21 protein-coding genes and 1 pseudogene are annotated in these 20,492 nt (G+C 46.5%); 16 read left to right on the top strand and 6 right to left on the bottom strand.

Annotated features, from left to right (window positions below):
* Positions 1 to 70: 70 nt before the first annotated feature.
* The 5 genes from lpdA to lipB all read left to right on the top strand — a co-directional run bounded on the left by lpdA (position 71) and on the right by lipB (position 5,831).
* The gene (gene lpdA / locus PWYN_RS24760) at positions 71 to 1,492 is read left to right on the top strand and encodes a dihydrolipoyl dehydrogenase (protein WP_036657477.1); all 1,422 of its coding nucleotides are present in this window, start codon (positions 71 to 73) and stop codon (positions 1,490 to 1,492) included.
* Between the two features lie 147 nt (positions 1,493 to 1,639).
* On the top strand, positions 1,640 to 2,665 hold the full coding sequence (locus PWYN_RS24755; RefSeq protein WP_036657473.1) for a thiamine pyrophosphate-dependent dehydrogenase E1 component subunit alpha: 1,026 nt from the start codon (positions 1,640 to 1,642) through the stop codon (positions 2,663 to 2,665).
* A gap of 3 nt (positions 2,666 to 2,668) precedes the next feature.
* The gene (locus PWYN_RS24750; RefSeq protein WP_036657471.1) at positions 2,669 to 3,655 is read left to right on the top strand and encodes an alpha-ketoacid dehydrogenase subunit beta; all 987 of its coding nucleotides are present in this window, start codon (positions 2,669 to 2,671) and stop codon (positions 3,653 to 3,655) included.
* Between the two features lie 33 nt (positions 3,656 to 3,688).
* Positions 3,689 to 5,083, top strand: a complete 1,395-nt coding sequence (locus tag PWYN_RS24745; protein ID WP_036657468.1) for a dihydrolipoamide acetyltransferase family protein — start codon at positions 3,689 to 3,691, stop codon at positions 5,081 to 5,083.
* Positions 5,084 to 5,132: 49 nt separating this feature from the next.
* The gene (lipB, locus tag PWYN_RS24740) at positions 5,133 to 5,831 is read left to right on the top strand and encodes a lipoyl(octanoyl) transferase LipB (RefSeq protein WP_036657465.1); all 699 of its coding nucleotides are present in this window, start codon (positions 5,133 to 5,135) and stop codon (positions 5,829 to 5,831) included.
* A gap of 52 nt (positions 5,832 to 5,883) precedes the next feature.
* Here the strand turns inward: lipB and prli42 are convergent, their stop codons facing one another.
* A complete protein-coding gene (gene prli42 / locus PWYN_RS29440) occupies positions 5,884 to 5,985 on the bottom strand; it encodes a stressosome-associated protein Prli42 (protein ID WP_157261254.1) in 102 nt (33 codons plus the stop codon).
* Positions 5,986 to 6,081: 96 nt separating this feature from the next.
* On the opposite strand from prli42, the gene PWYN_RS24735 reads away from it, so the two are divergent.
* Positions 6,082 to 7,209: a tripeptidase T gene (locus PWYN_RS24735; RefSeq protein WP_036657463.1), complete on the top strand. Its 1,128-nt coding sequence runs from the start codon at positions 6,082 to 6,084 to the stop codon at positions 7,207 to 7,209.
* A 1-nt stretch (position 7,210) separates the two neighbouring features.
* Here PWYN_RS24735 and PWYN_RS24730 read toward each other — a convergent pair whose 3' ends face one another.
* Positions 7,211 to 7,435, bottom strand: a complete 225-nt coding sequence (locus tag PWYN_RS24730; RefSeq protein ID WP_036657459.1) for a hypothetical protein — start codon at positions 7,433 to 7,435, stop codon at positions 7,211 to 7,213.
* A 75-nt stretch (positions 7,436 to 7,510) separates the two neighbouring features.
* Between PWYN_RS24730 and PWYN_RS24725 the strand changes: the two genes are divergently transcribed.
* The 3 genes from PWYN_RS24725 to spoIIM are packed head-to-tail and all read left to right on the top strand — an operon-like array spanning position 7,511 to position 9,979.
* The gene (locus PWYN_RS24725; RefSeq protein ID WP_036657456.1) at positions 7,511 to 8,083 is read left to right on the top strand and encodes an NUDIX hydrolase; all 573 of its coding nucleotides are present in this window, start codon (positions 7,511 to 7,513) and stop codon (positions 8,081 to 8,083) included.
* Positions 8,074 to 9,291: an endonuclease Q family protein gene (locus PWYN_RS24720; protein WP_036657452.1), complete on the top strand. Its 1,218-nt coding sequence runs from the start codon at positions 8,074 to 8,076 to the stop codon at positions 9,289 to 9,291. Before PWYN_RS24725 ends, PWYN_RS24720 begins: the two co-directional genes overlap by 10 nt.
* A gap of 55 nt (positions 9,292 to 9,346) precedes the next feature.
* Entirely contained in the window at positions 9,347 to 9,979 is a 633-nt protein-coding gene (spoIIM, locus tag PWYN_RS24715; protein WP_036657449.1) for a stage II sporulation protein M, read from the top strand.
* Positions 9,980 to 10,266: 287 nt separating this feature from the next.
* Here spoIIM and PWYN_RS24710 read toward each other — a convergent pair whose 3' ends face one another.
* Positions 10,267 to 11,712 carry a transposase gene (locus PWYN_RS24710; protein ID WP_036647382.1) on the bottom strand — a complete coding sequence of 482 codons (1,446 nt, stop codon included), beginning with the start codon at positions 11,710 to 11,712 and terminating at the stop codon, positions 10,267 to 10,269.
* A gap of 438 nt (positions 11,713 to 12,150) precedes the next feature.
* A pseudogene (locus PWYN_RS30750) lies at positions 12,151 to 12,333 on the bottom strand (transposase); the annotation flags it as partial.
* A 167-nt stretch (positions 12,334 to 12,500) separates the two neighbouring features.
* Here PWYN_RS30750 and fur point away from each other — a divergent pair.
* From fur to PWYN_RS24670, 7 genes are all read left to right on the top strand, one after another.
* Positions 12,501 to 12,968, top strand: coding sequence for a ferric iron uptake transcriptional regulator (fur, locus tag PWYN_RS24700; protein WP_036657442.1), 468 nt, complete (start codon positions 12,501 to 12,503; stop codon positions 12,966 to 12,968).
* Positions 12,969 to 13,166: 198 nt separating this feature from the next.
* Entirely contained in the window at positions 13,167 to 13,400 is a 234-nt protein-coding gene (locus PWYN_RS24695) for a DUF4227 family protein (RefSeq protein ID WP_036657440.1), read from the top strand.
* 123 nt (positions 13,401 to 13,523) lie between these two features.
* A complete protein-coding gene (xerD, locus tag PWYN_RS24690) occupies positions 13,524 to 14,417 on the top strand; it encodes a site-specific tyrosine recombinase XerD (protein WP_036657437.1) in 894 nt (297 codons plus the stop codon).
* A 226-nt stretch (positions 14,418 to 14,643) separates the two neighbouring features.
* Positions 14,644 to 15,822, top strand: a complete 1,179-nt coding sequence (gene deoB, locus PWYN_RS24685) for a phosphopentomutase (RefSeq protein WP_036657434.1) — start codon at positions 14,644 to 14,646, stop codon at positions 15,820 to 15,822.
* 18 nt (positions 15,823 to 15,840) lie between these two features.
* Complete coding sequence (locus PWYN_RS24680) at positions 15,841 to 16,665, top strand: purine-nucleoside phosphorylase (RefSeq protein WP_036657431.1); 825 nt, start codon at positions 15,841 to 15,843, stop codon at positions 16,663 to 16,665.
* A 39-nt stretch (positions 16,666 to 16,704) separates the two neighbouring features.
* Positions 16,705 to 17,574 (top strand): purine-nucleoside phosphorylase, encoded by an 870-nt coding sequence (locus PWYN_RS24675; RefSeq protein WP_036657429.1) that lies wholly within the window; start codon positions 16,705 to 16,707, stop codon positions 17,572 to 17,574.
* The gene (locus tag PWYN_RS24670) at positions 17,571 to 18,902 is read left to right on the top strand and encodes a pyrimidine-nucleoside phosphorylase (protein ID WP_036657427.1); all 1,332 of its coding nucleotides are present in this window, start codon (positions 17,571 to 17,573) and stop codon (positions 18,900 to 18,902) included. Before PWYN_RS24675 ends, PWYN_RS24670 begins: the two co-directional genes overlap by 4 nt.
* Positions 18,903 to 18,993: 91 nt before the next feature.
* Here the strand turns inward: PWYN_RS24670 and PWYN_RS29815 are convergent, their stop codons facing one another.
* Together PWYN_RS29815 and PWYN_RS24660 are read right to left on the bottom strand one after the other, a co-directional pair.
* Positions 18,994 to 19,446 carry a hypothetical protein gene (locus PWYN_RS29815; RefSeq protein WP_205622794.1) on the bottom strand — a complete coding sequence of 151 codons (453 nt, stop codon included), beginning with the start codon at positions 19,444 to 19,446 and terminating at the stop codon, positions 18,994 to 18,996.
* A 13-nt stretch (positions 19,447 to 19,459) separates the two neighbouring features.
* Positions 19,460 to 20,485: a serine hydrolase domain-containing protein gene (locus PWYN_RS24660; RefSeq protein ID WP_052088387.1), complete on the bottom strand. Its 1,026-nt coding sequence runs from the start codon at positions 20,483 to 20,485 to the stop codon at positions 19,460 to 19,462.
* Positions 20,486 to 20,492 lie beyond the last annotated feature (7 nt).

Genomic DNA, 20,492 nt, shown 5'->3' with positions numbered 1-20,492 from the left:
GTGGGAAAAAGAGAGTACAATAGGGTACGTTAAGTTGAACTTATGTGTAATTATTGGAGGGATACATATCATGACAATATCATGTGATGTGGCGATACTAGGCGGAGGAACAGGTGGATATGTGGCAGCGATTCGCGCCGCACAGCTGGGGAAGTCAGTCGTCATTATAGAAATGGATAAATTAGGCGGGACATGTCTGCATCGGGGATGCATTCCGAGCAAATCCCTTCTACGCAGTGCAGAGGTATTCGCGGAAATGAATGAAAGTGAAAGCTATGGAATTGAGACTTCCGGCGTAAAGCTGGTTTTCCCGAAAGTTCAGCAGCGCAAAGAAGCGATTGTGGAGCAACTCCATCAGGGCGTGCAATTTTTGATGCGGAAAAATAAGATTCAAGTTGTAAAAGGTAAAGGCCGTGTTATTGGTCCTTCCATCTTCTCGCCGCGTAGCGGTGCAGTAGCTGTTGAGCTGGAGGATGGAGAGATGGAGAACGTTGTTTCCAGCCATTTAATCATTGCTACAGGCTCACGCCCGCGTGTCCTTCCTGGACTTATTCCGGATGGTAAAGCGATCTTTAGCAGTGAAGAAGCTTTGAAGATGGAAGAATTGCCCTCCTCCATGATTATTCTTGGCGGCGGAGTCATCGGTGTGGAATGGGCGTCAATGCTGGCTGATTTTGGTGTCGAAGTTACCGTTGTTGAAGCCGAAGAACAATTGCTCCCGTTCGAGGATGCAGAGGTGGCTAAAGAGCTTCTTCGACTTTTGAAAAAGCGTGGTGTCAAAGTGTTGACAGGTACGAGGGTTGACACTAACAGTTGTCAGGTAACCGAGGATGGAGTTACTCTAGAGGCTCGAAAAGGGGAACAAAGCCAAACGCTGTCAGCAGCGAAGCTGTTGGTTTCCGTAGGTAGACAAGCTAATATCGAGAATATAGGTCTGGAGAATACAGACATTCGTTTCGAGAAGGGCATCATATCTGTGAATGATAATATGCAGACGAATGAGCCTCATATCTATGCCATCGGAGATTGCATAGGAGGCCTTCAACTGGCGCATGCAGCCAGTCATGAAGGGATAAGAGCGGTGAACCATTTGGCGGGCGAAAAACTTCATCCGTATCATACCCATCTGGTCCCTCGCTGTGTCTATTCGCGACCGGAGGTTGCCAGTGTGGGTTATGCTGAGAAAGAGGCCAAGGCACTGGGGCATGATGTAGTGACAGGCAAGTTCCCTTTCTCCGCGATCGGCAAAGCGATTGTATACGGAATGAAGGATGGTTTTGTAAAAGTGGTAGCAGATCGCAGCAGCGGTGATATTCTCGGCGTACAGATGATTGGCCCGCATGTTACTGATCTTATCGGTGAAGCCGCGTTAGCTCAAATCTTGGATGCAACGCCTTGGGAAGTCGGCGAGGCTATTCATGCCCATCCAACATTATCCGAGATTATCGGTGAGGCGATGCTGGCTGTAGACGGAAAAGCTATCGGAATGTAAGCTAAAGAGCATTTCTTTTTGGTTGTAAAGGGATTATAATAAACTCAAGCCAAGTCTTAGTACCAGGTTTTAAGATCAAGTCCGCATTCGTTGGATTTCTCTGCTGGAACAAGGCTTGAGGCTTTATGAATAAGGAGGTACCTCTCTATGGAATCACAAGGTACTGTAGAAACCATTAACAGACACACAGCGCTTGGACTTAGCGACGGACAGGTCATAGACATGTACAGATATATGCTGCTCGCCCGTAAATACGACGAGCGTAGTCTGCTGCTTCAGCGGGCTGGCAAAATTAATTTCCATGTCTCCGGGATTGGTCAGGAGGCTGGGCAGGTTGCGGCTGCATTTGCGCTGGACCGCCAGAATGATTATTTTTTACCTTATTATCGTGATTATGCATTTGTATTATCCGTTGGTATGACTACACGGGAGCTGATGCTGTCGGTATTTGCTAAGGCAGAGGACCCTAATAGCGGCGGTCGGCAGATGCCAGGCCATTTTGGAAGTAAGAGACTGCGTATTGTTACCGGATCCAGTCCAGTGACTACGCAAGTTCCGCATGCCGTAGGGTTTGCACTGGCGGCCAAAATGCAGAAGAAAAAGTTTGTTTCCTTTGTTACCTTTGGTGAAGGTTCCAGTAACCAAGGGGATTTTCACGAAGCCTGCAATTTCGCCGGTGTGAACAAGCTCCCCGTCATTATCATGTGTCAGAATAATCAATACGCGATCTCTATTCCAGCTCATCGTCAGCTTGGGGGTAAGATTAGCGACCGAGCGCTTGGCTACGGGTTTCCAGGAATACGGGTGGATGGAAATGATCCGCTGGAGGTCTACCGTGTTGTAAAAGAAGCGCGTGAGCGTGCATTGGCCGGTGAAGGCCCAACATTGATTGAGGCAATGATGTATCGTCTGTCTCCACACTCTACTTCCGATAATGATTTGGCTTACCGTACGCAAGAGGAAGTAGACGAAAACTGGAAAAAAGACGGTGTGGCAGGCTTCCGCAACTACCTGATCAACTTGGGACTCTGGAGTGATGAACAGGAACGCGATATGATTGCCGAGTGCAATCTCGAACTGAAAGAGGCTATTGAATACGCCGACAATGCGCCGTTCCCGAAACCGGAAGATACGCTGCTGCATGTGTACAGCGAGTCCAAGGGAGGAGCGTAAAGTATGGCTATAATGGAATATATTGATGCGATCCGGTTGGCAATGAAGGAAGAAATGGAACGGGATGAATCCGTATTTATTCTTGGAGAAGATGTCGGGGTCAAAGGCGGCGTGTTCACAACCACCAAGGGACTTCAGGATCAGTTCGGCGCAGAGCGTGTACTGGATACACCTTTGGCTGAATCGGCTATTGCCGGTGTAGCTATTGGTGCTGCCATGTACGGAATGAAGCCTATTGCCGAAATGCAGTATTCTGATTTCATGCTCCCGGCAACCAATCAAATTATCAGTGAAGCGGCCAAAATCCGCTACCGCTCCAATAACGACTGGAATTGCCCTATTGTTATCCGGGCACCGATTGGTGGAGGTATCTTTGGAGGGCTTTATCACTCCCAATGTCCGGAATCCATCTTCTTTGGTACGCCGGGTCTTAAAATTGTAGCACCTTATTCGGCAGCTGATGCCAAAGGTCTCTTGAAATCAGCTGTACGTGATCCTGATCCGGTCTTGTTCTTCGAGAATAAGAAATGCTACAAATTGATCAAGGGAGATGTGCCCGAAGGAGATTATACAGTACCTATCGGTGAAGCAAACCTGCTTCGTGAAGGAAGCGACATTACGGTTATCGGTTATAGTCTGCCTCTGCATTTTGCCATGCAGGCTGCGGAAGAGCTGGAGCGTGAGGAGGGCATTACCGCTCACATTCTGGATCTGCGTACACTGCAGCCACTTGACCGTGAAGCTATAATTGCTGCCGCACGCCAGACCGGGAAGGTCCTTATAGTGCATGAGGATAACAAAACAGGGGGCATAGGCGGGGAAGTAGCAGCGATTATTGCCGAACATTGCCTGTTCGAATTGGACGCACCCATCTTCCGTCTCTGTGGTCCTGATGTGCCGGCGATGCCGATCAGTCCGCCGATGGAGAAGTTCTTTATGCTTAGCAAAGATAAGGTAAAGGCGGAAATGCTTCGGCTGGCCCAATACTAGGACTTTATCGTATAACCTTTAAGGAGTGAAATTATGTCTGACAACCAAAAGTTGATCGATGTGACCATGCCTCAGCTGGCAGAGTCTCTGGTATCAGCTACGATCGGCAAATGGCTGAAAAAACCGGGTGACCCGGTGGAACAATATGAGCCGTTGTGTGAGGTCATTACAGATAAAGTAAATGCAGAGCTTCCTTCCACAATCGATGGAATTATGGGAGAACTTTTGGCTGAGGAAGGCCAGACGGTTAATGTAGGTGAAGTGATCTGTCAAATCGTTGTGCCTGTAGCCCCTTCGAATACAGTCGATCCTGCGGTTCAACAAGCTACATCAAGTCCTTCTACTGCAATCAACGGTCAAGCTGTACCACAGGGTTCGGGAGTGAGGGCAGTGAGTCAAGGTGCAGATGCCGATGCTCCAATGCGTTCCCGGTATTCTCCCGCTGTACAGACGCTGGCGGCGGAACACCAAATTGATCTCAAAGCTGTATCCGGTACAGGTAATGGAGGTCGTATCACCCGTAAGGATGTGTTGGCCTATCTTGCTGCCGGCGGATCCGCTCCGAGTGTTCCCATGCAGAAATTGGAACCGGCAGCCAAGCAGGAAGAGATCGTCCGGGCAATACTGCCAGAGATGGAAGAGGATATTCAGCCTGTGCGGAATTCCGGCCTTCATTTCAGCGAGTCCCCGCGTATCCCAACCATTGAGGTAGAAGGCGGCCGAGGCAGCAGCTCAGAGTATTTAATAGATGTAACGCCGATTCGCAACACCATCGCATCGCGGATGCGTCAAAGTGTCACCGAAATTCCACATGCTTGGACTATGATTGAAGTGGATGTCACGAATCTGGTTATGCTTCGGAACAAGCTTAAGGATGAGTTCAAGCGCAAAGAGGGCATTAATCTTACTTATCTTGCCTTTTTAATGAAGGCTGTTGTGAGTGCCATTAAAGACTATCCAATTATGAACTCTGTCTGGGCTGTTGATAAAATTATCGTTAAACGTGATATTAATATATCCCTTGCAGTAGGTACCGAGGACTCGGTAATGACCCCTGTCATTAAGAATGCTGATCAGAAGAATGTAGCTGGGTTAGCACGCGAGATTGATGAACTTGCATTTAAGACTCGTGAGGGCAAGCTGCGTCTAGATGATATGCAGGGCGGAACATTTACTGTCAATAATACAGGATCCTTTGGTTCCATTCTTTCTTATCCAATCATTAACTATCCCCAAGCGGCGATTGTTACCTTCGAGTCTATTGTGAAGAGGCCTGTAGTTATTAACGATATGATCGCTGTGCGTTCCATGGCTAATATCTGTCTGTCTCTGGATCACCGGATTCTGGATGGAGTTATAAGCGGACGATTCCTGCAAAGGGTTAAGGAAAATGTGGAAGGCTATACACCAGAAACCAAGCTGTACTAAATCAACTGGAAGCAAGGTAAGATAACTCGGGAAAAGGGGATGTATAGGCATGATCATCACGAACGGACGTAAGCTGGCCATTTCGTATACCCCTTTGATGGAATACGGCAAGGCCTGGGAGCTGCAAAAAGAAGCTGTACAGGCTATTGATGCGGGTGACGGGCCGGAGAGACTCATCCTTTTGCAGCATCCGCCTACGTATACGATTGGTTCACAGAACCATCCCGAGCATCTCCTCCTTAATAGCGAGCAGCTCAAAGAACAAGGTATTGCGTTGTTTGAAATTGATCGCGGAGGAGATATTACATATCATGGACCGGGTCAGCTGGTGGGCTATCCACTATTGCGGATTGGGGAAGATGGCAAGGTGAATCTGCACGGATATCTGCGTGACCTTGAACAGGTTATTATAGATTATCTGGCATCCTACGGTATCGAAGGTGATCGCAAGCCGGAATACACGGGAGTTTGGGTTGGTGATAAGAAGATCTGTGCGATCGGAATTAAGTTTAACAAAAGCCGGTTCCGCAAAGGATTCGTTACCAGTCACGGTTTTGCCTTTAATATCAGTGCAGGCATATCTGAAAAAGGTTTCCAAGGCATTATTCCCTGTGGTATTGCCCAGTATGGTGTAACTTCATTAGAGGAGTGTACAGGAAAAAGCCTGGATATCGAAAAGATTGCCCAGGAACTAATCCCATATTTTCTGAGTCGATTTGGTTATGAGGAAATACTCGGTGATTCTTAACATAACAAATAGCAGCCTGGATACTCCGGGCTGCTATTATTAGCTTGTAGCTTTAACCTACAAGGAACGGCTCGATCACAATAAGCAGAGTAGAAGCGATCATGGCGATCAGCATCACGTAAATGAGTATGCGAAACCATTTTTTACGTTGCATGAGTGACTCCTTTGGAATTAGTTTAAGTTATAGACATAAGCATTTATTAACGCAGTACAACTATTGTAACGTATCCATGAGAGAGAGGGAAGTCCATTGATTATACAAGACCGATTGATTCAGGAATTTATGGAGCTTGTCCGTATTGATAGCGAGACAAGAAATGAACGAGAAATTGCGGATGTTCTGACGAAGAAATTCAATGCCCTTGGACTGGAAGTCATTGAAGATGATTCCCAGGAAAGAACGGGCCACGGTGCTGGGAACTTGTTCATCACTTGGCCTGCGGAGAATGGCGGAGATACTCAGAAGCTTCTGTTCACCTGCCATATGGATACCGTTGTTCCTGGACAGGGGATCAAGCCAACTCTTGGAGAAGACGGTTGGATTACCAGTGACGGTAGTACGATCCTTGGAGCAGATGATAAAGCAGGATTAGCTGCTTTATTCGAAGCCATCCGAGTGATTCAGGAGCAGAAGCTTCCTCATGGACAAATTCAATTCGTGATTACAGCAGGTGAAGAGTCGGGGCTGTTAGGGGCAAGAGCGATGGAGCCGAAGTATCTGGATGCCGACATGGGATATGCGCTGGATTCTAACGGTGAGGTTGGTGCGATCGCAGTGGCAGCACCTACGCAGGCCAAGGTCACCATGCAAATCTTTGGCAAGTCCGCTCATGCAGGTGTTAATCCTGAAGATGGTATCAGTGCGATTCAAGTGGCCAGCAAGGCAATCGCGGCCATGAAGCTGGGACGCATTGATAGTGAAACAACGGCCAATATCGGCAAATTCGCTGGTGGAGGCCCCACTAACATCGTGTGCGATCATGTGCAACTGGATGCTGAAGCGCGTAGTATTGTTCAAGAAAAAGTAGATCTGCAGATAGCGCAAATGCGTGAAGCCCTTGAGACAACCGTACGCGAGTATGGAGCAGAATGTGAATTCCGCAGTGAAATCATCTATCCGGCTTTCAGCTTCAACGAACATGATCCTGTGGTTCAGCTTGCAGATCGGGCCATTAAGTCTATAGGTCTAACTCCACGGTTGTTTCATTCAGGCGGAGGCAGTGATGCCAATGTGTTCAATGGTCTTAAGATTCCAACTGTGAATCTGGCGATTGGGTATGAGCATATTCATACAACCAAGGAACGAATCAAAGCCCAGGATATTGTTAAAGCGGCTGAAATAGTTGTAGCGATTATTAAGGAAAGTGTAAAAGGTTAATCTATAAAGTGCATACTGAAGAGCTATCCCCGGATGTGTCGATCTCTGGGGAGAGCTCTTTATATTTTATTTGGGACGAATGAGTACTTTGTAATGACAGAACATAAGCCAGAGGCATGTCACGGCCATATTGTTGCATCCACATAGCCAGTGCCGCTTTAACCTGATTGGGTTTGCCTACCATAATTAGAGCGGAGGAGCTTGTACGGCTGAAGAGGTCATTCATAGACGATTCCTTCTTTCCAGTTAAGTTTGCTATAATACACCGTATGCAGAACTGAGCCAAAGGAGACCAAAGTAAATGAATAAACAAGAAATCAAATCCAACCCTGCTCTAGACGAAATAACATTGTCCACGGAGCCAATTTTCAATGGAAAGATCATTACTCTTCAAGTGGATACCGTACGTCTACCCGACGGCAACACAGCCACTCGGGAGGTCGTGAAACATCCTGGAGCCGTAGCGGTACTCGCATTGAACAACAATAAAATGCTGGTGGTTGAACAGTATCGCCAGCCTATGCAACGAACTGAGGTTGAAATTCCGGCAGGGAAGCTGGATCCAGGCGAAGACCCTCAATATGCAGCTGAACGAGAGCTTCAAGAAGAGACTGGCTTTCATAGTGGAGAACTGTTTCTTCTGAAATCGTTCTATACTTCACCGGGTTTTGCCGACGAAATTATTCATTTGTACGTAACGGAGAATGCTCAACCCGGCGAGATGGCGCTGGATGAGGATGAATTTCTGGAGGTTTCTGAGCTAACGCTGGAAGAAGCTTATCAATATATCGAGAACGGACGGATTGCTGACGCAAAAACCATGATGGCGGTATACGCTTGGCATCTCTATACGTTGACCGGACAATGGCATTAGAACAGGAGCTGAAAAGCTGCTATTGTGACCTACATGTTCATATTGGCAAAGCCTCCAACGGACAGTCGGTCAAAATCAGCGGGAGTCGAGATCTTACCTTTGCAGGCATCGCGAAAGAGGCGGCAGAGCGCAAGGGGATAGAACTCATTGGCATTATAGACAGCCATTCACCTCCGGTTCAGCAAGATATCTTGGATAGTCTGGATTCCGGAGAAATGACGGAAGCTAAGGGCGGGGGGATATCTTACCGGGGAACGACGATTGTGCTGGGAGCGGAGATAGAGATTCGTGAACCGGGACGGAAGGAATGCCATGTACTGGCTTTCATGCCGAACCTGAATACGATGATGGATTTTAGCGCTTGGATGAGCCGTCATATGCGGAATATAACTTTAAGCTCTCAACGTTTATACGCTCCGGCGCGTGAATTGCAGGATGAGATCACTGGAAGAGGCGGCCTTCTAATTCCTGCCCATATCTTCACTCCCCATAAAGGTTTGTACGGCTGTGCCACAGATCAAATGGCTGAACTATTTGACTTGGAGCGGATTGCAGCCGTTGAGCTTGGGTTAAGTGCAGATTCGGAAATGGCCGGATATATCAGTGAGCTTGACCGGTATACCTTCCTGACCAATTCGGACGCACATTCATTGGGGAAAATGGGCCGTGAATATAATGTTATGGAGCTGGTGGAACCCTCCTTCCATGAATTACGGCTGGCGCTTGAACGTAAAGATGGACGCAGGGTAGCAGCCAACTTCGGTCTTAATCCCCGACTGGGGAAATATCACCGGACTTACTGCAGCGGCTGCGGCAGCATTATTGATGAGGATGTTGCCACCTCGGATCGTTGTCCTTATTGCGGCAGCCCTAAGTTAGTGCAAGGGGTTTTAGACCGGATTCTTCATATCGCTGACAGAGAGGTGCCCCATGTGCCTGCTCACCGACCACCTTACCATTATCAAGTGCCGCTAGATTTCATACCGGGGCTAGGAAAAGCGAAGATGAATGTTCTTTTACAAGCTTTTGGCACTGAGATGAACATTATCCATAATGCTGGTGAAGAAGAGATTGCTGCCGTAGCAGGCCAAGATTTAGCTTCCAAAATCATAGCTGCCCGTACCGGTGTACTTGAGCTTTCGGTAGGTGGCGGTGGGACATACGGCAAAGTGGTTCAGCAGGGGAGTCCACAAAAGGACAAGTCATAGATTGGGTCGTTTCTTCATATGGTGTAACATGTGACCGTAAAGGAGAACGTCCGAGATGCGAAATATCCGACTGATGATTAAGGAACAGACACCGTTGTATATTTTTGTTGCTGTTTTATTCCTGGTAGGGGTTATTTTCGGTGCTCTTATTGTCAGCGCATTGACGTTGGATCAGCAGCAGGACTTAGGTGAGTACTTGGGTAGCTTCTTTGTTACAGTAGATCAGCAGGTGCTTCCTGCCGACACGGGATCATTCTGGGCCATCGCTGTCCTTCATCTGAAATGGATAGGGCTTATTTGGATTCTAGGACTTTCCGTAATTGGGTTGCCAGGCATTCTGATTCTTGATTTTCTAAAAGGAGTACTAATCGGCTTTACCGTCGGCACTCTGGTTGCCCAATATTCCTGGCACGGCATGCTGTTTGCCCTTGTTTCCGTGGCCCCGCACAACTTAGTACTGATTCCGGCACTGCTGGTTTGCAGTGCTGCAGCCATCGCATTCTCCTTGCAAATGATCCGCAGCCGGGTGTTAGGGCAACGCCGACCTTCGGTTAATCGCCCCTTTGCCATGTATACGATGTTGTCCTTGTCTATGGCCTTACTAATTTTAGGTGTTTCTTCCTTTGAAACTTGGGTAACGCCGGCTATGATGCGCTGGGTAACGCCTTATTTGATTTTTAAGTCTTGATTCGCATAGGTGATTAAAATCCCATATATTTTCATTAAGAATGTTGTCGAGGAGGAGTAATCTTTCCGAGGGCATTCTTAATATGGGGAAATTTATGAATAGGGGAGGTGGCCTCAAGAAGTTTGTGTATGAGAGTAGAAGTATCTCCCAAATTATCCGCGACAACTACGGCAAATCGTCTACCTATATGGGTTTCAATCTATATAGTTGCACAATGGAGTCAATTTCATAATGCCCTGTGAATTAAAGCTGCAGTACTCCAAAAGCATATATTCTATTTTTAAAAATTAGGCGATTTGCTTCTTTTTTGAGATCTCTTGGTTTAGCTTTTCAAGTGCATACTTACACAAGTTGTAGGTGAGACAACTAAGTTCGAAATCCACCCTGGAACGTGTGTTTAACTGACGGCTACCCCCCATATTGAAATAAAGCTTCAAGTAGGCAAATACGCGTTCAATCGCTGTTCGCTTCTTAAATAACTTCTTAAACTTGCTACTTCCACGCGCCGGTGCTGTATACCGGCGAAGGTCTGTTTCGATTCGAATTTTGTGTACTTTCTGGCAACCTTTGTCGCTAAACGTACAGGTTTTACATTCTTTGGGACTTGTGTATTTTAGTGTTCCATATTTTTCATCAAAGCTATCGTAACTGTAGAGATGCCCTTGTTTACAAATCGGACGGCCTTCTTCATCCTGGCCCTCGGGCACTTCTTTCGCGTGCTGAATCATCGGAATTAACGCATAGGCTCCATTCCTTCGAGCCTGCTGGTAGACCGCTCCAGAATCATACCCTTTGTCTGCAAGCACATACTTCACCGTTAATTGAGGAAATTTTTGCTCCAACCCTTTCAGTAAAACAATAGCCAGTCGCTGGTCCGATACATGCCCAGAACTAAACAAACTGCTGACTATAAATTGACTTTGCGTGTCTACGAGCAGATTCGCTTTATATCCGTACCAGTACATCATCCGACCATTTCCCCGGGGGTCGCCTTTGCCACCGGTACTGGGATACTGGGGCATCTGAGCCAGCAGTTCATCGTAGCTGACGTCCAGCATTTCTGCTACTTTTTTCTCGAAGATGGTTAAGGATGCTTCGTATGCCGCCATTTGTTCTTCCCAAGCCGCCTTTTCCGTTTGAGGTACCCGTCCACGTTTATTCCGTTTGGGTTTTTCTGGTTTTTCGGGTATTGGGGCGGGCTGTTTTTCTTTAAGTAGGGCTTTGGCTGCTTTTTGGGGTTTTGCTGCCTTTCTGGGTTTCGTTTGTTCTTTTATTTTCGGATGACAATCCCAAGCCTCCAAATGAGAAGAATCCACCGCAAGTGTTTCGCCAGAAATAAACCCCTCCGCAATCGCCTGCTCAACAATCTGGTCCATCACGTTATTCAGCACCCCACACTGGTGCAGTTTTGTTGTAAGTCGTGAGTAGGCGGGACCACTTGGAATTCGATCGGATTCCGTAAACCGGCAACGTTTTCGAAAGGACTCATTGTCATGCAAGCGTCGAATGATATCTTTCACCGAAGGGATACGCTCCATTTTGCCAATCACTAAAGAGTAAATCATCGCCCGAGTATTGAGTTCTTCAGGCCGTCCCCGCACCGTACGTTTGTTAATTGCACGTAGAATCGTATTCATCGGGAGATAGTCCAGTACTGCCACACATTTGGGTTCAGCTTGCATGTTCATTAAATCTTCCATGGAGAATAGCTCTTCTTGTTGTATACTATACATGGGGTCCTCCTTCTTTCTCTCGTTTTGGTGTGGTAACTTAAACTTCGAGAAATTGGGTAGGTACTCCTTTTTTGTGTGCTCAAAATCCCTTATACATCAAGGGTTTTGAATTATGAAATTGACTCCAATGTACACTTATATTTCTCCCATAGCACACTTTAGGGTGTTTAATTGCACTTTATACACTTATTTTTTGATATTCCGGGGTTCAACCGGCTTATTCGTGTTTTTAGTTGCACAAAGTACATCTATCCATACATCCGAGCGCCAAAAGCTAGAAATAAGTGTATAAAATACATCTAGTTCACGGAGCTACCTCCGATTTTGGTAGCGTCAAGAAGTTTGCGTAAGAGAGTAGGAAGTAGTTTCCCAGTAGTTTGTTAGTAGGTGTGGATACTCTTTGGGGCGGGGTTCCCCCGCCCCAAAGAGTATGGGAATCAGGCTGTTCATCGGCTTCAGTCGCTTGCGAATTTCCTTATTCATTCGCTCAATGGGATTGGAGGTGTAGATCGCTTCCTTAATTAACGCAGGATACTTATAAAAGCTCAGCAAAGTGGAGAGTTGTTCCTCCCAAGACTGCATTTCCTTGGGGTACAGTTTGCCCCATTTCGTTTTTACAGTTAGACCGTAAGAAGTATTCTGAATAATGAAGATTTAAATGATTAAATCAAGGGAGTTGGAATCCTGACGGGATAGTAAAAGCGTTTGACTTCTCAAACCGACTCCCCCTATAATGAAAGAAGTGGTTTGAGGCCCGGTGCGGTACTTTTCCTAGGGGGAGGCAGACAATGGAAGCCCGGATAGATAAAATTAAGCAGCAGCTACAATCCCATGGATATAAGCTTACACCTCAACGGGAAGCAACCGTAAGAGTGCTACTAGAGAATGAAGAGGATCATCTGAGCGCCGAGGACGTATTCATGCTCGTCAAAGAGAAGGCTCCTGAAATCGGTCTAGCTACCGTATATCGAACCTTGGAATTACTTAGTGAATTGCATGTTGTGGAGAAGATTAACTTCGGCGACGGTGTTGCACGATATGACCTGCGTACGGATACTGCGAAACATCATCATCACCATCTAATTTGTGTGCAATGTGGAAGTATGGACGAGATTCGCGAAGATTGGCTAGGTCCTCTAGAAGAAAAGCTGGAGGTTGAATACAATTTCACTGTGCTCGATCACAGACTTGATTTTCACGGAATTTGTCACCGCTGCAAGGACAAGAATAATCCGGACGGGAACCGTTCGGAGTAATCATAGATGAAGATATACCGCTAAAAGCTCTTTCCGGTAAGATTACCGGAGAGAGCTTTTACAGTTTGGCTATAGTTTAATCCATTACTCCGGTAGAGCAACATACATAAATACCTCCTAATAAGCATAAGGTGTACGAGCGGGTTGTCCCGAAACGAAACCAGGTTTGCTTACGCAAAACTTATAGGAGGGAACCAAATGATTATTTCTATTCCCAAAGCTTTGCGGCGTCTGTATTTTATGATTATGTTCGTAGCGATAAGTTATCTGTTCTATTGTGTTATGAACCTACTTGAAGATTGGATTAATCCTATAAATGATTACGGTATACCGGAAGGGTCTGCTGTTAAAGCATTTCACGAGAATTTCCATAGAGAAAATGATTTGAATCTGAAGGAACGCTTGCGTTTTTATTACTGGTACGGAGAGTGAAGAGGTCCGAAAAAAAGCAGGAAAAAGATTGAAGCATGTCGAATGAAGTTCAAAAGTAAGGCCACTCTGAGGTGCTGTACTTGAGCCATTAAGAACGGCGGCGTAAGATAGGAGCGTGAATTGATGAAGACATACTTGGAACCCTTTATGCTGTATTTGTCCAGGGATAGAGGATTGTCCTTGAACACGTTGGAATCTTACGGGCGGGATATTTCGCAGTTTCTGGATTTTGTAGGGGAACGGGGTATTGAAATGCCGGAAGAGATTAAGAAAATCCATGTGACTCTCTATCTCGGCGGACTCCGTCAAGCTGGACGGGCAGCGGCAACGGTTAACCGTAATACGGTTTCCATCCGTTCTTTTTTTCATTATTTGCTAAAAGAAAGATTGATTCATCAGGATCCATCGCTGGAGATGGAAACGATGAAGCCGGATAAGAAATCACCAATGGTGCTGACCGTACAAGAAATGGAAAAATTACTGGCCGCTCCCAATGAAAATTTACCTCAGGGTATGCGGGATAAGGCTATGCTTGAGTTATTATATGCGACTGGAATAAGGGTATCTGAGTTGATTTCATTTAATGTGGAAGACGTTCATACAGAAATGAAATATGCGAGGTGTTCAGGCTCGGCGGGTAAGGAGCGGGTGGTTCCTATTGGCAATATTGCGGCAGAGTGTGTAGCTACGTATGTCGGAAGCATGCGGGACAAGCTTCTTCGTCAGGATGTGTTGGAGCCGGCACTGTTCCTGAATAGTCTGGGCGGGCGTCTAACCCGGCAAGGCTTCTGGAAAATTATAAAGAAGTACGCACGGGAAGCGGATATTGCTCAGGATATCACACCTCATACGCTGCGGCATTCGTTCGCTGCCCATTTGCTGGAGGGTGGTGCAGATTTGCGTTCTGTTCAGCACATGCTGGGACATGCTGATATATCGACTACTCAGCTTTACAGCGGAATTGCGCGCAGGAACATGAAGGAAGTTTATGAGAGCCATCACCCCAGAGCCAAGTGAATAACCTTAGAAAACGCTTTATTATTGTGGAGTGTATTCACAAGTTCTTGTAAGGTCAATTTTGAGAAAATTAGCAAATTTATCGTGTATGAGGGAAGCATTACGCCTAAAAGGGTAATATAAGAGTGTTGGAAGCGGGTACCGGTCTGTATGAAACGGCAAACCGTTTCTTCTTGTTGGATTCTAAAATTTAAATTATGCATATTATGAGGGAGTGAAGACAAGAATGTCCTCTTTTAATCGAATTTGCTTTATTGTTTTGGACAGTGTTGGAATTGGTGAGGCACCGGATGCTATAAGTTTCGGGGATGCGGGGTCTCATACCCTTGGACATATACTAGAACAGGTTCCCGGTCTGAAGCTGCCCAACTTGCAAAAGCTAGGACTTGCCAATATTGCACCTTTGCCACCGCTTGCACCGGTCACTTCGCCAACGGGGTATTACGGTAAAATGCAAGAGGTATCTGTAGGTAAAGATACCATGACCGGCCACTGGGAGCTGATGGGTCTGAAAATTGAAGTCCCTTTCAATACCTATCCTGATGGATTTCCAGCAGAATTGATCGAGAAATTTGAGGCGGCAACAGGCCGCAAAGTAATCGGCAACAAACCGGCATCAGGCACCGAGATTCTCGTTGAATACGGCGAGGAGCAAATGAAGACAGGTGCATGGATTGTGTATACCTCAGCAGACAGTGTATTTCAATTGGCTGCGCATGAGGATATTATCCCGTTGGAGGAACTATATAGCGCTTGTAAAATCGCCCGTGAGCTGACGATGGCTCCCGAGTTCTCCGTAGGCCGCGTAATTGCCCGCCCTTATATTGGACAACCGGGTAGCTTTGCACGTACCTCGAACCGTCATGATTATGCTGTGAAGCCGCCTGAGCCGACGGTTATGAATGCTTTGGCTGATATTGGCAAGGATGTGATTGCTGTAGGCAAGATCGATGATATTTTCACAGGTGAAGGGGTTACAGCATCCTATCCTACTAAGAGCAACGAGCATGGTGTGGAAATTACGATTGAGCAACTGCGGAAGCCTTTTAATGGATTTCTATTTACGAACTTGGTTGACTTTGACTCCCTTTATGGACACCGCCGCGATCCACAGGGTTACGGACGAGCCCTTGAAGTGTTTGACGAGGCTCTGCCTGAGATTATGTCTACGCTTGGTGATCAAGATCTCTTGATCATCTCAGCCGACCATGGGAATGACCCTGTCCATAGCGGGACGGATCATACACGTGAATTTGTACCTTTACTTGTGTATAGCCCGGGATTAAACCAACCGGACAGCCTTGGAATTAGAACAACATTCTCTGATGTTGCTGCAACGATAGCCGATAACTTTGGTGCAAAAGCGCCGCAGTACGGGACAAGCTTTTTAGGAGAATTGAAATAGACATAGGGGGAACAATCAATGAGCGTAGTAAGTAAAAGTACAATTCAAGAAGCAGCCGCTTATATTCAAAGCAAAAGTCCGGAGGCACCGGAAATCGGTCTGATTCTCGGTTCTGGCCTCGGTGTTCTGGCCGATCTGATTACAGAAGGAATCAGTATTCCATATAATGAAATTCCACATTTTCCTGTGTCTACAGTAGAAGGACATGAAGGTGAACTATTAATCGGCAAGATTGAAGGACGCCGTGTTGTAATGATGAAGGGTCGCTTTCACATGTATGAAGGGTATGGACCTGAAGTCACCGCATTTCCTGTACGCGTTATGAAAGAGCTGGGAGTTACAAGCCTGCTCGTAACAAATGCAGCGGGCGGAGTTAACATGAGCTTCACTCCAGGTGATCTTATGCTGATTACCGACCAGCTTAATCTTACGGGTCATAATCCGCTTACAGGTCCAAATGATGCCGAGCTTGGCGTGAGATTTCCCGATATGTCGTCCGCATACAGCCGCCGCCTGATCAACATTGCCAAAGAAACGGCAGCAGCACAGGGCTTTGAGTTCAAGGAAGGCGTATATGCGGGTCTGCTTGGACCTACCTATGAGACTCCGGCAGAGATCGTTATGCTGCGCCGCCAAGGTGCAGATGCAGTGGGGATGTCCACAGTCTCCGAGACTATAGTTGCCCGCCACGCCGGTATCGAAGTGCTTGGGATTTCCTGTATCACGAACATGGCTGCAGGTATTCTAGATCAACCGTTGAATCATAGCGAGGTTATGGAAACGGCTGAGCGGGTGCGCGAGCACTTCTTGAAGCTGGTACTGGGTTTTATTCCTAAAATGTAGATTGTAATTACACATCATTTAATTCAGGAGGAAAAATACATGACACAAACAGCCACTGTCGCTTACGGCGCACAAGTTAAGGAAGCCGCTGAATATGTAAAATCTAAACTGGGTGCGTATTCCCCAACCATCGGATTGATTCTGGGTTCGGGTCTAGGCGATCTTGGTGACCAAATTGAAGATGCAGTCTACCTGCCTTATGAAGAAATTCCACATTTCCCACAATCTACGGTTGTGGGCCATGCGGGCCGCTTTGTCATCGGAAAGTTGGAAGGCAAGGACGTTATAATTATGCAAGGACGCTTTCACTTCTATGAAGGATATGCTATGCGCAAGGTTGTACTTCCGGTTTACGTTCTAGCAAAGCTGGGCATCAAAACGCTCGTAATTACCAATGCCGGGGGCGGTATGAACAAAGCGTTCAAAGCTGGTGATCTAATGTTGATTACCGACCATTTGAACATGACAGGAGACAATCCACTGATCGGACCTAATGATCCAGAGCTAGGTGTTCGCTTCCCTGATATGTCCCGGGCTTATGATCATGAATATATTGCCCTTGCCAAAAAACTTGCTATAGAAGTAAAAGGAACGCAAGGCGAAACTCTTGAGCTTCAAGAAGGCGTGTACGCAGGCATTAGCGGACCTACCTATGAAACACCGGCTGAACTTAAAATGCTCGCTTACCTCGGCGGCGATGCTGTTGGCATGTCCACGGTTCCTGAAGTCATAGCAGCCAGCCATAGCCAACTCCGGGTACTGGGAATAACATGCATTACAGATATGGCAATCGGTGAGGAATTAGAGCCGTTAACTCATGAGCAGGTAGTTAAGGTAGCGAATCTTACAAAACCTAAATTTATCGGATTGGTTCGTGCTTTCGTACGCGAAGTACAGGTTGAAGTATGAGAGCCGTCGATATCATCCAGAAGAAAAGAGACGGCGGAGAGCTAACCCGTGAGGAAATTGCATATCTGGTTCAAGGCTACAGCAACGGAGAAATCCCCGACTATCAGATTTCAGCATGGGCAATGGCTGTTTATTTCCAAGGGATGAACGCCCGGGAAACCGGAGATTTAACCATGGAAATGGCAAATTCCGGTGATCAGATCGATCTGAGTCCTATTGCAGGGATTAAGGTGGACAAGCACTCTACTGGCGGTGTAGGCGATAAGACTACGATTGTCCTGGCTCCGCTGGTAGCTGCTGCTGGAGTCCCTGTTGCCAAGATGTCCGGACGCGGACTCGGGCATACGGGAGGTACCATTGATAAGCTGGAATCTATTACAGGCTTCTCTGTAGAGATGGACCGTGAGCGCTTTTTCGCTCAAGTCGGTGAAATCGGCGCAGCCGTAATCGGACAGTCGGGTAATATCACTCCTGCAGACAAGAAACTCTATGCGCTGCGTGATGTAACGGCGACTGTGGAATCTATTCCACTGATCGCAAGCTCTGTAATGAGCAAGAAAATTGCCGCAGGGGCGGATGCCATCGTTCTCGATGTCAAAACCGGCAGCGGTGCTTTTATGAAAACTCTGGATCGATCTATTGAGCTTGCACAGGCTATGGTAGATATCGGTACTCATCTGGGACGCAACACCGTAGCGGTCATCAGTGATATGGATCAGCCGCTTGGATTTGGCATCGGTAACGCTCTTGAAGTTAAAGAGGGTATTGAGACGCTGATGGGTCGCGGACCTAAGGATCTGGAAGAGGTTTGCCTGATTCTAGGCAGTCACATGCTGGTGCTTGGCGGCAAAGCAAAAGATGACGTGGAAGCCCGGGCAATCCTGAAGGCTCACATTGAAGACGGCTCGGCACTGGAGAAGTTTAAGCAAATGGTTGGCGCACAAAACGGGGATGCATCCCAGATCGAATTCCCGGATACACTGCCAACAGCCAAAACCTTTATCGAAGTAAAAGCTGCAACCAGCGGTTATGTAGAAGGTATTCAGGCAGAAGAGATTGGTGTTGCGGCGATGCTGCTTGGGGCGGGCCGTGAAACAAAGGAATCTGTGATAGATCTGGCAGTGGGCATTCACTTGTCCAAAAAAGTTGGAGATGCCGTTGAACAAGGTAATACTCTGGCCGTATTGCATGTAAATGACGCTAGTGAGAGTAAAGTTCGCGAAGCGGTGAGCAAGGTGCTTGAAGCTTACCGTATTACTCCAGAACCGGTAGCTCCGCAGCCTTTAGTCTATGCACTTGTCACAAAAGACGGCGTAACCCGGTATTAGGTTAGGCTGGACACATAAGTTTAACTATAACAGCTACGCAAAACACCACCGTTCTATCGATACATTCGATTAAAGGTGGTGTTTTTTTAGATTATGGGTGTCTACGGTAAGCTTTCTTATTTATGAAATAGGCAATGAATGCTAATAAGGGAACTACAATTACAAGAATATAAGGTGATAACTCTCTCCAGCTGTACGGTTTCACTGCATACCTACCTTCGAAATTTGCCAATATGAACTTATTATTATCTACTTTAACCGCAATAGCATCCATAACATCCACATTATTAATAGAGTAATATTCGGTGCCTTTAGGATAGGTGTTCGAGAAATTGCCGGAGTAGGTACCTTCTACGTCAGAATAATAAGTTACCTTCCCAATTTTTGCACCAATTTGCTTAGAATCAACCTGAATATCTGATGGGATATAGCTATTTCCATCGTATACAACAACATTAAAAGCCCAATCTGCGTTAGCTATGCCAGTAATTAAAGATCCTATTAGTAGTAGAGTGAAAAATGAACTCAACAGGTACTTCATCATTCTCCCCCCCCCTCTAATTAATGAGTCCTTCCTCAATAGCGTTCATTATTTTATAGGCACCTCTACCCGTATTACAGGTTACCGCCAATTTTACATCGTAATCCGGATATATCGCCGAGTGAAAGGAGACACCGGGGTCATAACCCATCACATGAAATTTTAAAATCTTTTGCTCCCTTTTGCTAATCCAGACTCCATACCCATAGTACTCTTCCTTCTTTACATAAATGTGGGGAGTGAGCAGCAAAGCTGTAAGCTCTGGGCTCAGAAGTTTATAAGCGAATAGCCCCTCCCAGAATAAAAGCATCTCTGGAGCGGTTACGAAAGCACCGCCATCGGAGCCCCCTTTTACAGGGATAGAATAAATATTGCTGCGCCAAGACCCATCATCATGTTCAATATAGCCTTGTGCTGTATTGGAGGGCAGTTGATCCAAGGAGAAGTAGCCTGAGCGTTCCATCTTACAGGGCTGAAACACATACTTCTCGACATAGTCTGAAAATTCCATTCCAGAAAACTTCTCAATGATAAGGCCCAGAAGGATATATCCAGCATTATTATAATGGAACCGCTCGCCTGGAGAGAACTTCATCTTAGAGTTTTGAAACAGTGGAAGAAAATGCTCAAGGCGGCGTAGGCCATACATAGGCTGTGTTATCCATAGCTCTTCAAAATCCTCCATGATATCTTCGTCGAAATAATCCGGAATGCCTGAGGTGTGTGTCAGCAGATGATGAATCGTAATTTCACTGCTGAAATGGGTGATGGCTACTTCAGCTAGACACTCTGCTATCTTGCTATCGAAAGACATCTTTCCTTGTTCTACGAGCTGACAAGTGGCAATTGCCGTGAACAATTTACAGCCAGAGGCGATCCCGAATCTAGTGTCCGGGGTATTTAGAACATTGTCGGCCCTATTTGCGTACCCAAAAGCCCCCTTAACGATTTCCTGCTCGTTGCAGGTTGCACTGACCACTCCGTTAAATCTGTTATCAATAGCAATTTGGGTTAATGTACTCTCTATTTCTCCCGGCAGCATGACTGAA

The sequence above is a fragment of the Paenibacillus wynnii genome (assembly GCF_000757885.1).
In the GTDB taxonomy this organism is placed as follows: Bacteria; Bacillota; Bacilli; order Paenibacillales; family Paenibacillaceae; genus Paenibacillus_AQ; species Paenibacillus_AQ wynnii.
Note: the sequence above shows the minus strand (reverse complement) of the source record. Positions and strands in the feature narration are given on the sequence as shown.